Here is a 17,268-nt window from a genome sequence, read left to right as displayed (position 1 = left end):
GCTTGTGATACTTATACTTGGTCAGTAAACGGAACGACTTATACAGCTTCGGGAACTTATACTTCAGTAACCGGATGCAATACAGAAACGTTAGAGTTAACGATTAATTCTTCAGCAACTCCAACCGGTAGTTCAACACAAACTATTTCTGTTGCAGATGTGAATGATGCAACTTTAGAAGATTTAGTGGTAAGTCCAACGAATGTAATTTGGTATGGTTCTTTAGCCGATGCTCAAGGACAAATTAATCCTCTAGCAATCACTACTGTATTGACTAATGGTGGAACTTATTATGCAGTAAATGTCACTGCCGGATGTCCAAGTGCACCTTTTGCGGTAACAGTAACTGTTGCATTAGGAACAAATGGTTTTGATAATGCCAACTTTAGTTTTTATCCTAATCCAACTTCCGGTGTTCTTAACATGAGTTACTCAAAAGAGATTACTAATGTTACTGTAATTAACATGATTGGACAAGTAGTGATGGATAGAAAAACAAATCAGAATACCGTTCAAATTGACTTGTCATCGTTACCATCATCAACTTATTTTGTGAAAGTTGATTCTAATGGTGATTCAAAAGTGATTAAAGTAGTTAAACAGCATTAAGATTAAATTCAATTAGAAAGTAGATTAATTTTTTTTATACATTTTTTTGATTTTAAACCCTTCTCACTTTGTTGAGGAGGGTTTTTTAATGGTTTTTACTTTAATTTTTCTCTTTCCAATAGTTTGTTTTATCAATTCAAAAAATTATTTATGTCTTCAGAATTCTATATATTTGCGGTATTCGGGGGCAGACTCTTTGACATTAATTTATTAACTCATGAAATATCTTATAAATACTCATAGATATTTTTATTTCTTTTTACTATTTGGATTCCTCCATTCAAATAGCAATGCACAATCTTTACTAAACAAACATTATCTGTCTGATGATATTGAAAATTTGGTCGGTTCCAATCCGGATCAAGCCCTAAAAATTGCTCAATACTTATTAAGCAAGACCAATACCAGTAATCAGGAAAAGGCTAAGGTCAATTATTTGATTTCTAAAGCTTATTTTATCAAAGGCGATTACAGCAGTGCCTTGAATTTTCTTTATGAAGAGAAAAGCTATGAAGACTATTTGACTGAAGAAGAAAAAATCAATATAAAGATTGGTAAAATCGTTCTTTTAAGAGAGTTGACACTTGATAAACAAGCCAAGAATATCCTTAATAAACTAGAAAACAATCTCAAGAACATACCTAATAGCCAATTAAAATTGTATTCGGAAGCCTTAATAGCTCTTGAAAAAGCAAGATTTTTATTAAAAGAAAACAAGGCAGAGAAAGGACTGAGTTTGCTCAAAGAACAAGAATCTATTTCTAACAAAATTCTCAAAAGCAATGCTGTGTTAGAACTAAATTATCTGATTACACTAGGGCAATTGTTTTTTAAACAAAAGGATTTGGCTGAAGCCCAAAAATATTTCGAGTCTGCCATCACTTTGGCTAATAATCAAAGTAATGGCGATATTTACTCTAAAATTGAAGCTATTCAAGGGTTAGCAGATGTATATTTTGCCAAAAAAGACCATCAAAAAGTGATTTCACTTGATAATGAAGCGATGGGTTATGCCAAAATACTTGATAATCTTTTTGTGCAAGTAAAAATAATTCAACAGCAAAATCCCAGCTATTTGGCCCTGAATGACATGGCCAATTATAAGGTAGCCAATGCAAGATTTTTTGAGGTTCAAACCGAAACTGAAGCACAAGAACAAGAAGCTATAAATTCGGCTTACAATCTTATTTCTGATGAATATTCCGAGGAATACGAAGATGATAAATCTAATTATCTTCATATAATTTATATAGTCTCAGGCTTTTTTTTAGTGGTAATCTTAATTTGTGTTTTCTTTTGGCAGAAGATTGTACAACGTAAAAAAGGACTAGATGTAATTATCAATTATATAGAAATAACCAGAAGTAATCTTATTGGCAGTTTCAGCATCACCGATAAAAAAAATGAGCCTAGAAAAAACGTAATTTTAAAGGAAACGGAAGAACATATTTTAAACAAGTTAAAACGATTCGAGAGTTCTAAACGTTTTATCAATAAAGACATTTCTTTAGCGGTTTTAGCGGGTCAATTAGACTCAAACACCAAGTATCTTTCAGAGATTATAAATACGCATTATAATGTGAATTTCAATACTTACATCAATAAATTGCGCATCAATTATATTATTGAAAAATTAAAAACGGATCCAAATTTTATCAATTATAAGATTAGTTATTTAGCAGAAAATTGTGGTTTTTCATCTCATAGTAGTTTTGCCACGGTATTTAAATCGATAACCGGTATATCGCCGGTCAAATTTATAGAGTTATTGAATCAGGAAAAAGAAAATACGCTATTAGAAGAATAATGGATACAAAGAAAAAGATAAACTTTTTTTTCATATTAGCAGTTGGGCTACTGACAGCTAGTACTTTGTATGCCCAAAACTATAAGAAACTTGATAGTGTTTTGATAGCCGCCGGAAATGAAATTTATATCAATCCTGATAATGCCATCAAGATCGGAGAAAATATTGTCAAACAAGCCGAAGGCAAAGTTGATTATAAAATCAAAGCTTATAAACTGATTTCGGATGCTTATTCTGCCAAAAGAGATTATGAAAAAGCGCTGGAATATCTTATCAATGCTTCAGAGTTGTTAAATGAATCTAATGATAAATTATTAAAAATAACCATAGTCAACAAAACCGGTATTCAATACCATCAATTGAAGGTATATGACAAAGCAATTCAGTATTTAGACCAAGCCGAACAGCTCATTTCAGAGTATCCAAATAAAGACTCTATTCATTCTGAATTGGGTAAAAACTTTATTGTTCGTGGTTTTATTTACAAAGAAAAACTAAGCTGCGCCATAGCGATTGCTTATATAGACAGAGGAATTGCCGAATTGAAGAAGTCTAAAGACAAAGCCGGTATTGCACCCAAAATTAGTATTGCAATCTATAATAAAGGAAATTGTTACCTCTTGATGTACAATAATAAATTGGCTTTAGAAAGTTTTAATGAATCTGCAAAATTTGCTAAAGAGGTTAATGCAAAGAGTTTAGAGGCTTTTGCACTTAAAGGTTCCGCTAAAGTATACACTTTGGAAGGCAAGAATTTAGAAGCCATTAAAGCTTTAAACCAGGCATTAAATTTATCCTCAGAGGTGAATGACTTAATTTTAAATCAAGAAATTTACAAAGGTTTGGCCGAAAATTATCTGGCAACCAATCAATGGGAACAATTTAAAATTAACCAAGCAAAATTTATCGATGTTCAAAAACTAATTAAAGATCGCGAAAGAAATTCTGTAGGCGAATCTTTAGGAGTCAAAGAACTTGAGTTAAAAGCAAAAAGAACAGAACTGTCAAATAAATTCTATTATTTGTTATTGTTTTTATTCATTCTTTTGGTCTTAATTGTTTTATTTTTCTACGTAATTATTAAACGAAAAGGGAAAGAAATTGAAGCCGTAAAGAACCAAATCTACGTGTTGCAAAATAAAAAAGCTAAAGAAGCTTAAGACTCTTTTTTTACCCCCAAATCACTCTAAAATCACCCTGTTGTACTTTGTAAATTCAGTAAATTACAAAGCAAAACGATTTTTCTACACTTGCTATTTTTGTATCTTAGTGTAAGGAATTTGAAATCTTAGTAAGCCATAATGAAATTGTCTTGTTTATCAAGGCTTTAAGTGAGGTGTGTTGCTTCAATTTTATTCTTAAACAATAGCATTTATTAATAAAAAATGAAGCTGATTTTGCTTTAAAAAAGCCAATATTTCACGTTTCAAACAGCCATTTGAATTGTTGTACTTCAATTTTTTTCAGCCGGCTATTTTTTAGCAAAAAAAGGTAAAATTTTGACATCAAAAAGACAAAATGACCAACAATATTTCGAATTAATTTGAGGAAGTAATTATTCCCGAAAATTAATTTTTAAAATGAATTAACATCACCAATTTAATAACTAATAAAATGCAGAAAAATTATCCCTTTTTTGAAACTACGTTGCCAAAATCAGTAAATGGCATTTTTCAAAAAAATAATGTTAATGTAGATTACTTTATTGATAAAGTATTTCGTCAACGATTTTTCGTTCTATTTTTCTTGATTCTAACCAACTTAGGGTATAGTCAATTGGCAACAGAACATTTCGAAAGCGGTATTCCCGGAACATGGGCGGTTACTAGTAATTTAGTTTCACCTCCGGCAAACAACTGGGTTCATACCCCTACAGGAGGTTATTTAGGCAGTGGAGGCGCAACAGTTAACCCTGCGCTAAATAATACAGTTGGTACCACAGCCGAATATTTTATGATAACACCACAGTTTTTGACGCCTACGGATGGTCAAATACGTTTTTATACCAAACAAGGGAGTTTTACCAACAGAGGAACAATTTATCAGTTAAGGATTTCTACGGCCAATCAGCCTGATATCAGTAGTTTTAATGTGGTTTTACAAAGTTGGACAGAAGCACAATTGAACGTTGCAGCAACAACTTATGAAGAAAAAATAGTTTCTATTCCAACCATTCCTGCGGGGATTCCGATTTATCTTGCGTTTGTTGCGGTAACCAACCAAACCGGTGTTACTTCAACTAGTGGTGATAGTTGGTTTGTTGACGGTGTTAGGGTAATATCTAGTTGTGTTCCTGTAACAGCTCCTATGATAGTGCCTTCTGAATCTGGTGCTTCTATATCTTGGACACACCCAACAGCAACGCAATTTGGAATAGACGTTGTGCCAACCGGAGCCGGACATAGTACAACTGGAACTCCAACCGGAAACAGTTATAATGCAGGAGGTTTAGAGCCTTCAACATCTTATGATGTATATATCATTGCTAATTGCGACGCAAGTACCAACAGTACTTGGGCTGGCCCTTTTACATTTACAACTACTACAGTCGGATTGTCTTGTAATACGGCTATAAATATACCTTCTGATGTAACAACAACACCTTATGTGTTAAGTGCTAATCACGATGATTTTTATGATGCCAATACTTATGTGGAATTGAATAGCCAGGGATTGAGTTGTCAACCTATCGGTCAGACTGGAAACCAATTATTAGGAAATCACATTTACCTTTCTTATACGCCAACCACTTCAGGGTTAATTAATATTACGCAGGTAGCAAATACTGCCTCAGGTGGTGGTGGTAATAATTGTTACAATACGCTTTCAAGTGTTTTTGTATTTGATGGCTGTGCCGGTGTTGGAACATCTGCAGGTTGTTTAGCTGCAATTGTTACTTCTTCAAATGGGGTGCCGGTACAAATTCCGAATTTTTATGTCCAAGCGGGACAAAATTATGTGTTTGTAATTTCATCCCCATACCAAAGAACTAATCCGGGAGCCGGAATTTGTTTTACTTTCACTATCAGTGGATCAAACTGTCCATCGCCTTCACAACCATCAATAAATATTGATAATTTGCAGCAGACCACTGCGACAGCTTCATGGGACAATGTTCAAAATTTAGTGAGTGCTTGGGAATATATTGCTTTACCAGCCACTTTACCGGCACCAACAGCCGGTCAATCAGGTACGCCAACCAATACCAATATTAATAATCCTTTGTCAGGACTTACTCCCGGATTAGCTTACAATTTATATGTACGTTCTGTTTGTAGTGGTGCTCCCGGAACTTGGTCAGCACCAAGACCTTTTACAACACAATGTAATGTTTTACCATTGCCTTATTATACAGGATTTACAAATGCTAATAGCACCAATGGGATACCTGAGCCATGTTGGACTTCTTTGAATTTAAACAACGATTTAAATGCTTTTCACTATGGTCCAAATGCTTTTAGTGAGCCGGTTGCGAAATTGCGTACTTCAACTGAAGGGGAAAACAATGATATGTTGGTGACACCAAAATTCAATTTAGATGGAGTGACTCAAAAAAGACTTCGATTCAAATACAATATTTATGGCAACTGGGGTCTAATTGTGGATAATCCAACTGGAGGACCGGGTTCCTTTGAAGTAAAACTCTCTACAACAGGAGTAGGCGCATCAAATTTTACCACAACCATAATCCCTTTAACTTCTTATACTACTGCGTATAACTTTGTTGAAATAATAGTTCCAATACCAAATATTACAGGAGATATCAATATTGCTTGGATAGTGCCACCGGGAGCTTTGCAAACCGGAAACTGGTTATATATCGATGATGTTTATATAGAAGATTTACCGGCTTGTTCTGAACCGGCATATCCTGTAGTTACTCCGGGAACATTGGATACTGATTCAGTTGAAATTTCTTGGACAAATGGGTTTCAAAACACCGAATGGCAATTAGTAGCGCAGCCTTTAGGAACGGGTACACCTACAATGCCGTTTGCTCCGGGAGCTGTTGTAAATATTGTAAACACTAACCCGTTTACTATAACAGGGTTAAACCCATCTACACAATATGAGTTCTATATGAGAGCTTATTGTTCTGCGTCTGAGCAAAGTATCTGGGTTGGACCAATTCAATTTAATACATTATGTATTGAACAGCCAACACCATATTATGAAAGCTTTAATAGTACTGATCCTAATACCAAGAAGTTTTGTTGGTCTACCAATAATGTTGATGGTGACCCAGCGCGATGGATTATTAATGCTACCGATGCTAACATACGACCACAACCAATTAACTTTTTCAATCCTTTTGTTTCTTATAATGATTGGTTAATTAGTGTGCCGGTGAATGCTGTTGGTCCAAAAAGACTGCGTTTTAATTACAGGGTAACTGCTCCAATAGGTCCTGTCGCATTATTCCCAAGAGGAAACTTTGAAGTATTAATGTCTTCAACCCCAGATTTTGCTAACTATACTACTTTGATTCCGTTGCATGATTTCACTAACGAAAGTTTTATGGAAGATTCGGTTTTATTTACAGGAACAGGAACAACCTATATTGCTTTCCGTCTTCCTCCTAATATGCCTAATCCGACGCAAACCGGATTGGTAACTATAGATGATTTTGTAATCGAAGATGCACCGGCTTGTCCAAATCCTAATTCATCTAGTTTAACAGCAACCAATATTACACCTACATCAGCCAATTTATCTTGGTTACCTGGAGCAACCGAAACACAGTGGGAAGTGGTTATCCAGGCACCATTAACAGGAGTTCCAACTGGCTCAGGAATTACAGTAAATACAACTCCAACATACCAAGCAACACTAACAGAAAACACAGCTTACGAATATTATGTAAGAGCAGTTTGTAATGATGCAGAAAGCAGTATTTGGGTTGGGCCATTCTCTTTTAGAACCACTTGTAATGCCTTGCCAACTCCGTTTATCGAAACTTTTGACAGTAATTCACAAACGGAAAGCTGTTGGACGGTTTATAATGTTAATGGAGATGCTAACGCTTGGAATCTTAACCAAACGGCCAATCCAATGTTTGGTAACCAGATGGCGGCTTTGTTTACCGGCATGAATGGAGCCAATAATGATTGGTTAATTACACCAACACTTACGGCACATGCCGGACAAAGGTTGCGTTTTTATTACAGAACACTTTATGGTCAGGATTTTGAAGAAGATTTAAAAGTAATACTTTCTACGAACGGGGTAGCTACTAATCAATTTACGACCATTTTATATGAAAATAATATTGTCCGCACTACAGATGCTACAGGTATAGTTCAGGGTTCTAATACAATAACCTTAACTTCTGTTGAAGGTGTTAGGATAGGAGACAGAGCCGATCTTGCTTGGCAAATTCCATTTGGCGCAACAGTTACTGCCATCAATGGACTAACAGTAACGATATCTCAAGGTGCTTATTCAACAATAGCAGGACCTTTAAATATTACTTTTGTTCATGAGGTTATTAATAATACTGTTGTTAGAGAAAAAGTTATTAATTTAACTGATATTACATCAGATACCAATATTAATATTGGTTTCCATACCCCATTTTTCCCGCCAAACCCATGGAACTACAGAGGTCAATATACTTTTATTGACAATGTAATTATAGAAGATATACCGGCTTGTCCTCCGGTTATCAATGTTACAACGTCAAATATACTTGATGTATCAGCACAAGTGAATTGGGAAACTACCGGTACTGAAACTTCTTGGCAAATTTCGGTACAGCCTTATGGAACACCGGCGCCAACCGGAGATACTTTGCCGGCTTACCTTTATACCGCTAATGCTCATCCTTATACAGTTACAGGATTAACTCCTTCAACTTTATACCAATATTATGTGAGAGCCATTTGTAGTGATTCATCACAAAGCGAATGGGTTGGGCCGTTCAAAATTTTGACAAAATGTGATTATACTAATGTATGTCAGTATACGATTTCAGTAACTAATGGAAATACAGGTACTGTTACTGATAATGTAAGTGTAATTCAAAATGGAGTAGAAGTTCAGGCCATTGAATTTCCAGGATTCGGTCAGCCTGCTGTTTTAGATTATCCTATTTTCCTATGTACTGGTGTTGAGTACTCCCTATATTGGAATGGATTTGGTAGCGGTTTGCAATATTCAGAAGCGCAAATCGTAATCAGAGACGAAGCTAATAATATTGTTTGGACTAGTCCGTTAGGATTAGGATTAGTAAATACAACTTTGTTTACAGGGATTGCCAGCTGTGGTGTGGTAACTTGTCCACAACCAACCAATTTAACCGTAAATAATCAAGGTGTTTTCTCATGGACACCAGGCGGTTTAGAAACCCAATGGGAGGTTTTTGTACAACCTTATGGAAACGGAACAATTCCGCAATCAGGAACTATAGTGAATTCACCATCTTATACTCCGGTAGCAGCAGATTTTATAAATGCTGCTGACGGTACTTATGAATATTTGGTTCGTGCCGTTTGTAGTCCTTCTGATAAAAGCTATTGGTCTGGGCCAAAAGTATTCATCAGAAATGACGAGCCTGCTAATGCTGTTCGTTTAGAAGTAAATGCCGGATTATCTTGTGAAGTTTCAGGGGCAGATGCATCTTTCATTTCAGCAACGGCTTCCACAGTTCCAACGTCATGTCCTGGCGTAAACAATGGTGATATTTGGTACGATTTCATAGCTACTTCAAAAGTCCATGTTATTGAATTAAGTGATTTTGCCCCGGGAACTTATTATACCGGTGGTTATGTTGGTGCTTGGCCACAAATCATGATGTCTTTGTATGAAGTGCAAACCGATGGTTCTTTGGTCGAAAAAGGATGCAGCAATAACAATTCCTTTGTAGCTAAATATACTAGTGAATTAGTGGTTGGGAATACTTATAAAATCAGACTGACTTTGAATGACCCCGGAGTATCAGATAAAACATTCCATATCTGTGTGACTACACCGGAAGATTTGTGTGATATGGATGCTTTTAATTATAGTTTTGAGAAGTTGCCGATGCAGAATGTAACAGGAATTTCGACTATTATTAACTCAAGAGTAACACCGGGTTGGAGAACCAATACCGATTGGGGTACTATGTTCTTCCTTGAAGGAAACAACATAGGCGTTACACCATTTGAAGGCGGACAATGTCTTCAATTAACACAAGATGGAGAGAATGAGTGGAATCCGACCGATCCTAACATTAAAGGATTGTACAAAGACTTTGATACTTCTGAAATTACGATAATGGATTACAGCTTTGCCAGTGCGACCAGACAAACGAGTACTACGGGTACTACGCTTCAATTATTTGCAGGGCCACCTTCAGGACCATTTACAGTAATTGCTGAGGATGCTGCTAATAGTGTGAATTGGGATTTAATTCAAGGAAGTTATACTGTTCCTAATGGTCAAACCACCACGCGTTTTATTTTCCGTACAGTAGGAAATGCTATTGGACATCTTTTAGATGCCGCTAACTTTAAAGCAAATGTCGACATCATTATTGATACAGAAAATACAACTTTAGATTGTGTTACTACTGCTATGGCTTTCAATGCCAACGGAGTAGGGATGTGGGAAGCAGATGCTAATAATCCTGCTACGACCATTATTGCCAATCCAAATAGTGGCGCTACCAATGTGTCAGGATTTACAGCACCGGGAAGTTATGTTTTCTATTGGAAATCTCGTTATTGTGAAAAATCAATAACCATTACAAAACAAGGGATTACAGAAACCGCTCAGGTAATTAATCCAACTATTTATTGTGTAAATGATGTAGCGATGCCATTAACCGCAATCGTTTCAACCGGAAATACTATTAATTGGTATACTCAAGCAGTAGGCGGAACTGGAACTGCAGTTGCACCAACACCAAGTACAACTTCAGCCGGAAATTCGCAAGTATACTACGCTGCTGCAGTTGATGCCAACGGATGTGAAGGACCTCGCGCTGAAATTGTAGTACAAGTAAATGATTTGCCTACGGCTTCTATTTCTGGTGAAGCAACAGTTTGTGAAGGTTCAACAGCCATAATTACATTTAATGGAACACCAAATGCAATAGTAACTTATACCGTAAACGCTGGTTCAAACCAAACGATTACTTTGGATGCGACAGGTATGGCTACATTGACTACAGCAGCTTTAACAGCAAATGCTAGTTACGATTTAGTAAGTGTAACTTCTGCAGGAACTAATCCTTGTAGTCAAGCACAAACGGGTAACGCTTTAATAACTGTAGAAGCATTACCAACAGCAACTATTTTAGGTTCAACAGCAATTTGTGAAGGTTCAACAGCGACTATTACATTCAATGGAACCCCTAATGCAACAGTAACTTATACTGTTGATGGTGGAGCTAATCAAACAATTGTATTGAATGGTGCAGGAACGGCATCAGTAACTACACCGGTATTAACGGTAAATAGTGTTTATACTTTAGTAAGTGTAACAGCTGCAGGAACTCTAGCTTGTAGCCAAACACAAACCGGAACAGTAACGGTAACAGTTAATGCTTTACCAATTGCAACAATTTCAGGAACTACTTCTATTTGTTCAGGAGCAACAGCGGTAATTTCGTTTAACGGAACTCCAAATGCTATAGTAACTTACACAGTAGATGGAGGAAGTAACCAAACGATTACTTTAGATAGCAACGGTATTGCAACCCTTACTACACCTGCTTTAACGGCTAATAGTACTTATACTTTAGTAAGTGTGGCCTCTGTAACATCAACTTGTAATCAAATCGTAACTGGTACTGCTGTTATTACAGTAGGAGCATTGCCAACTGCTACTATTTCCGGAACGGCAACGGTTTGTCAAAATGCGGTTAATCCAATCCTTACATTTACAGGTGCCAATGGTGCCGAACCTTATACCTTCACCTATACTATCAATGGTGGGGCAAACCAAACTTTAACAACAACAACCGGGAACAGCATATCCATCAGTGTGCCAACAACAACAGTCGGAATATTTACTTATGACTTAGTAAGTGTTGCCAGCGCCGGATTATCCTCATGTTCTCAAACACAATCAGGTTCTGCTGCAGTAACAGTGGAAGCTTTACCAACCGCAACGATTTCGGGAACAACTACCATTTGTACCGGCTTAAATGCAACGATTACATTTAATGGAACAGCAAACGCTACTGTAACTTATACAGTAAATGGCGGTGCCAACCAAACGATAGTTTTAGATGGGTCAGGTAATGCTACCATTACTACTGCAGCTTTAACTGCCACAACAACTTATGCGTTGGTAAGTGCAACTTCTTCAAGTGTTACAGCTTGTAGTCAAGCAGCAACAGGTTCTGCTGTAATAACTGTAAACCAATTGGCTTTGCCAAATGTAACTTTCAGTTATGCTAATGCTTGTATCAATGCGACGGCTAATCCATTACCAATATTGCCTGCCAACTTTACAACTGGCGGAACATTTAGTTCAACTTCGGTAACGGTTGATCCAACGACAGGAGCGGTGACCACATCAGTTTTAGGTTCTCATCAAATTACTTACACACTTGATGCTAGTACTTTAACTTGTACAGACGGAGGAACATTTACTGCAACGATTGTGATTTCAGAAGGAATTACTCCGGTAACAGGTTTCAGTTATGATACTACTTATTGTGCCAATGCAGCGAATGCTTTACCAACAACGGTAACCGGATTTACAACCGGTGGAACATTCAGTGCAACAGCTGGTTTAATCATCAACCCAACAACCGGTGAAATCAATATTGAAGTAAGTAATTCAGGCAACTATACTATTACCTATACAATTCCTGTTGACACAGCTACTTGTAATGTTGGTGGTACAAGTACATTCCAAATTACCATTGCGCCTGACTTGAATTTCGCAATCGATGCTTCTTGTCAAAACAATATGTTGACACTAGGGCTTATCGACGTAAGCTTTAACTCAGACGCGGCAAGTTATACTTGGACTCATGGAACAACTACTGTTGGTAATAATGCTTCATTGAATGTAGACGAATTTATGGCCCAAAATCCATCCTTGGTTTTACCATTGACTTTCACAGTGACTATTGAATTGAATGGTTGTGAGACAATGCAAAGTTTTACCGTGGTAAACAATCCTTGCAGAGTGATTCCAAGAGGTATTTCGCCTAACAATGACCAAGTCAATGATACTTTTGATTTGACCGGTTATGGCGTGAAAGATATCATCATTTTTAACCGTTACGGTACCAAAGTGTTCTCTTTCTCCGGAAATTATACCAACCAATGGAGAGGACAATCAGACGGTGGTGATGAATTACCGGACGGAACTTATTTCTATAGCATTCATACCAATGAAGGCGCCAACAAAACAGGTTGGGTTTATATAAACAGAGAGTATTAATCAAATAGTTTTAGATAGTTTCTTGGGAAGCTTAAATAAATAAAAATGACACACCTAATGAAAAAAGGATATTTAGTACTGGCATTACTATCATTGTTCGCAGTGGAAGTACAAGCACAACAAGATCCACATTATACGCAATACATGTATAATATGAACGTGATGAATCCTGCTTATGCCGGTTCAAAAGAAAATATTTCGGGAGGATTACTTTACCGCCAACAATGGGTTGGATTAGAAGGCGCTCCAAAAACAGCCACCTTTGCTATTCATAGCCCGGTTGGAAAAAATGTAGGATTGGGTTTGTCTGCTGTTTCAGATAAAATCGGTCCGGTGGAAGAAACCAACGTATTTGGGGATTTCTCCTATACCGTTAGTATGGGCGGACAAAGTAAGTTAGCTTTCGGTTTAAAAGCCGGTGCTATTTTCCAAAAAATAGGACTGTTTTCAGATATCGGAAATGGTTACACACAGCAACCGGGCGATTTTGCTTTTGATGAAAACAGTAGTAATATCAAATTAAATATTGGTACCGGATTGTTTTTCTATACCGATAAATATTATGCCGCTTTGTCGGTGCCGAATATGTTAGACGGGAAACATCTTGACATTACTCGAAACGGACAAGAATACCAATTTGGAAGCGATACCCAGCACTACTTTTTAACCAGTGGTTATGTGTTTGACTTGTCGCCTAATACCAAATTCAAACCGTCTTTCATGTTGAAATCAGCATTCAAAGCACCAACGTCCTTAGATTGTTCGGCTAACTTTTTGTTCTTAGAGAAGTATGAAATAGGTGCAACCTATCGTTTAGACGACTCATTCGGCGCCATGTTTAACGTAGCCGTTACGCCGTCAATTAGAATTGGATATGCTTATGATCATATTATTTCAGAAATTAGAGGAACTGCTCCGGCTTCGCATGAGTTTATGTTGTTATTTGACTTAAATTTGTCTAAAAAAGTTTCTGTTTCACCTAGATTTTTCTAAAAAGAGCCAACCATGAAATCAAAGATTATCGAATACCAAAACAACAATACTATGCTAATGAGCAAAAAAGCCTATATCACTTTTAGTTTGATATTATCACTAACAGCAAGTTACGGCCAAAATAGCGCTACAGCTAAAGCTGACAAACTTTTTGAAAGCTACCAATACGTTGCTGCAATCGAAGAATACCAAAGACTGGCAGAAAGCAAAGGCGCTAACGAATACATTTATTCCCAATTAGCGGAGAGTTATTACAACGTTTTTGATTCTGAAAATGCGTCAAAATGGTATGCAAAAGCCACTGCGAAAGGAAAAGCTGAGGCTGAAACCTATTACCGTTATGCACAAACGTTGAAAGTTCTGGGTAAATATGCTGAAGCCAACAAGCAAATGGATGTTTTTGCTAAAATGATGCCGAAGGACGAAAGAGCGAAGGAGCATTTAGCTAACCCAAATTACATTCCGAGTTTGGCCAACAATTCAAAATTATTTGATACTGCGGAAACTAATATCAAAAGCAAAGGGCAAAGTGACTTCGGGGCTTTGTTAACCAATGATAATGTACTTTATTTTGCCAGTACCAGAAACAATTCCAACAAAACGGATAAATGGAACAACCAACCTTATTTAGACATTTATCAATCGACTAAAGAGGCTAACGGAAACTTTTCTGAGCCAACTCCGGTTAAAGAATTGAATACCCCTTTTCATGATGGCCCTGTAACGCTCAGTGCTGACGGCAATACTATGTTCTTTGCCAGAGACGGACACAGTGAAGGACAATACGAAAAAAACAAAAAAAGCAATACCCAAGTAGGTCAACAAGGAATCTACAAAGCCATTAAAGTTGATGGAAAATGGTCAAATGTTGAAGCAATGCCTTTCAATAGTACAACTTATTCCGCTACCAATCCAAGTTTGAGTAAAGATGGTAAAACTTTATATTTTGCCTCGAATATGCCTGGCGGATTAGGCGAATCTGATATTTGGAAAGTATCCGTAGAAGCGAACGGTTATGGTAAACCTCAAAATTTAGGACCAAATGTGAATACGGCAGATAAAGAAAATTTCCCATTCATAGCCGAAGACAACACATTGTATTTTGCCACTATGGGCAGACAAGGATTCGGTGGTTATGATGTTTATAAAGTTAATTTGAATGATTCAAAACCGGCACAGAATTTAGGCAAACCCGTGAATAGTGAAAAAGATGATTTTTCATTCAGTTTCAATAAAAACTTGAATATTGGTTATTTTTCGTCTAATCGAAATGGTTCTGACGATATATTTTCAGCCACACCACTTTGCAAAGCAGAGGCGATTATTTTGGTTACCAACAGCAAAACAAAAGCACCATTAGCCAATGCTTCTGTAGCTATTTTAGACTTAAAAGGAAATGTAATCGCTACTGAGAAATCTAATGCAGAAGGAAAAGTAACTTATCCGATAGAATGTAATGTTGGTTACGGCTTACAGGCATCGGCTCAAAATTTTGAAACGGCTACTTCGGCTGTGAAAGCTATAAAAGCCGGTGAAACGGTAGTTGAGGTTGCTTTGATACCATCAGAAGTGATTATTACCGATACCGAAGTGATTTTAAACCCGATTTATTTTGAATACGATAAGAGTAATATCACAGCTCAAGGTGCTGTAGAATTGAATAAACTGGTAAAAGTAATGCAAGACAATCCTTCAATGGTGATTTTTGTAAAATCGCATACCGACTCAAAAGGAAGTCAAGCATACAACCTGAATTTATCAGAAAAAAGAGCGCAATCCACAGTTCAATATCTAATTTCAAAAGGTATTTCTCAAGGACGAATTTCCGGAAAAGGATTTGGAAGTATGGAACAGAAAGTAAAATGCGGAATCAATTGTACTCAGGAACAAGACGCACAGAACAGACGTTCAGAGTTCTTGATTGCTAAAAAATAGTTTGTAAGCAATATTTAAAATAGGATACCCAATCATTCACTTAAGGGTTAATAGTTAATAATGTAATGATTGGAAAATGATAGCTAATTTCAATGAAAATTTGAGATTGGCTATTGTGCATAAATATAATGATTCGATGAAGAATGTTTTAAAATTAATAGTAGCATTGGTTTTCACCAATTTGATTACAGCACAAATTCAACCCAATGACTGTGTCAATGCTATTATAGTGTGTGGTAACGGAAGTTTTACTTCTAATGCCAGTGGAATTGGAAATACACAGGAAATTAATGCCTGTGGCGGATTTGAAAGTAATTCACTTTGGTTAGAAATCAATATAGTGCAAGCCGGAACTTTGGGTTTTGATTTAATTCCAGATGATCCAAGTATTACAGTTGATTATGATTTTTGGGTATTTGGGCCCAATGCGGTTTGTGGTGCTTTAGGCGCTCCCATTCGTTGTGCAACGACCAATCCGCAACAAGCCGGAATGACTAACAACCATACCGGTATGTATGGTTCAACATTGCTTACTCAAACTGGTCCGGGTGCCAATGGGAATGGGTATGTAAGATGGTTGAATGTTTTGCCGGGTCAGTCCTATTATATTGCAATCGATAGACCGTCCGGTGATGGTGGTTTTCAAATTCAATGGACAGGAACAGCCATGGCAGGAACTGGGGCTTTTACTGCGCCACCATCGGCGAACAGCATTCCCGATGTGCAAACGTGTAGTAATACACCCAATGTTGGAATTTATAATCTCAATACAGTTAGACCACTAATAAATCCCGATACCACTAATAATATAATATCATTTCATACTACTTTGGCAAATGCGATTGACAATGTAAATCCTTTACCTGATATTTACGCCAATACTTCCAATCCGCAAACCATTTATGTTAGGGTTACCGATGTTGTTGCGGGTTGTTATAGTACTACAAGTTTTAATTTGGTTGTAAATTTAGTACCTACTGCAAACATAAGTACATCAAGCACTTCAATTTGTGAAGGCGATAGCGTTACCATTACTTTTACAGGAACACCCAACGCTACTTTTGATTATACTATTGATGGCGGACCAACACAGACCGCTATACTAAATGCAACCGGTACATATACCTTAACAGAATCTCCATCGCCGTCTAGAACGTATTTATTAACAGGGGTTAGAGCAATCGATGGCAATGGAACTACTATTTGCTCGCAACCACTAAATCAATCGGTTACAGTCACAGTTAATCCTTTACCAACAGTTACCATATCGGGGTCAACTACGATTTGTTCAGGTACCTCTACACTGATTACCTTTACCGGTACTCCCAATGCTACGGTTACTTATACGATTGATGGCGGTGCTAATCAAACAATCGTTTTAAATGGAAGCGGATCAGCTTCTCTTACAACGCCTGTTTTGACAGTTAATAGCGTTTATGATTTAGTGAGTGTAGCTTCGCCCGGAGCGCCGGTTTGTAGTCAATCCCAAACAGGTTCAGCCCTTGTAACGGTAATAGCATTGCCAACAGCAACGATTT

General features: G+C 37.0%; 6 protein-coding genes and 1 pseudogene. All 7 read left to right on the top strand.

Going from position 1 to position 17,268, the window contains the following annotated elements; all coding sequences use genetic code 11:
- The coding region (locus ACK4R1_RS14540) for a T9SS type A sorting domain-containing protein (protein ID WP_409688660.1) at positions 1-609 on the top strand (609 nt) is incomplete at its 5' end.
- A gap of 217 nt (positions 610-826) precedes the next feature.
- Complete coding sequence (locus tag ACK4R1_RS14535; RefSeq protein ID WP_409688657.1) at positions 827-2,416, top strand: tetratricopeptide repeat protein; 1,590 nt, start codon at positions 827-829, stop codon at positions 2,414-2,416.
- Positions 2,416-3,576, top strand: a complete 1,161-nt coding sequence (locus ACK4R1_RS14530) for a tetratricopeptide repeat protein (RefSeq protein ID WP_409688654.1) — start codon at positions 2,416-2,418, stop codon at positions 3,574-3,576. Before ACK4R1_RS14535 ends, ACK4R1_RS14530 begins: the two co-directional genes overlap by 1 nt.
- 454 nt (positions 3,577-4,030) lie before the next feature.
- The gene (locus ACK4R1_RS14525) at positions 4,031-12,802 is read left to right on the top strand and encodes a choice-of-anchor J domain-containing protein (protein WP_409688651.1); all 8,772 of its coding nucleotides are present in this window, start codon (positions 4,031-4,033) and stop codon (positions 12,800-12,802) included.
- A 57-nt stretch (positions 12,803-12,859) separates the two neighbouring features.
- The gene (locus ACK4R1_RS14520) at positions 12,860-13,795 is read left to right on the top strand and encodes a type IX secretion system membrane protein PorP/SprF (protein ID WP_409688648.1); all 936 of its coding nucleotides are present in this window, start codon (positions 12,860-12,862) and stop codon (positions 13,793-13,795) included.
- Positions 13,796-13,807: 12 nt separating this feature from the next.
- On the top strand, positions 13,808-15,730 hold the full coding sequence (locus ACK4R1_RS14515; RefSeq protein ID WP_409688645.1) for an OmpA family protein: 1,923 nt from the start codon (positions 13,808-13,810) through the stop codon (positions 15,728-15,730).
- A 136-nt stretch (positions 15,731-15,866) separates the two neighbouring features.
- A pseudogene (locus tag ACK4R1_RS14510) lies at positions 15,867-17,268 on the top strand (hypothetical protein); the annotation flags it as partial.

This window comes from Flavobacterium sp. (assembly GCF_046293665.1).
Taxonomy (GTDB): domain Bacteria; phylum Bacteroidota; class Bacteroidia; order Flavobacteriales; family Flavobacteriaceae; genus Flavobacterium.
This window is presented reverse-complemented; position numbering and strand designations above follow the sequence as displayed.

Excerpts from the sequence above, each read along its gene's own strand:
- ACK4R1_RS14525 (WP_409688651.1), top strand. The coding sequence starts at position 4,031 with ATGCAGAAAAATTATCCCTTTTTTGAAACTACGTTGCCAAAATCAGTA.
- ACK4R1_RS14515 (WP_409688645.1), top strand. The coding sequence starts at position 13,808 with ATGAAATCAAAGATTATCGAATACCAAAACAACAATACTATGCTAATG.
- ACK4R1_RS14535 (WP_409688657.1), top strand. The coding sequence starts at position 827 with ATGAAATATCTTATAAATACTCATAGATATTTTTATTTCTTTTTACTA.
- ACK4R1_RS14530 (WP_409688654.1), top strand. The coding sequence starts at position 2,416 with ATGGATACAAAGAAAAAGATAAACTTTTTTTTCATATTAGCAGTTGGG.
- ACK4R1_RS14520 (WP_409688648.1), top strand. The coding sequence starts at position 12,860 with ATGAAAAAAGGATATTTAGTACTGGCATTACTATCATTGTTCGCAGTG.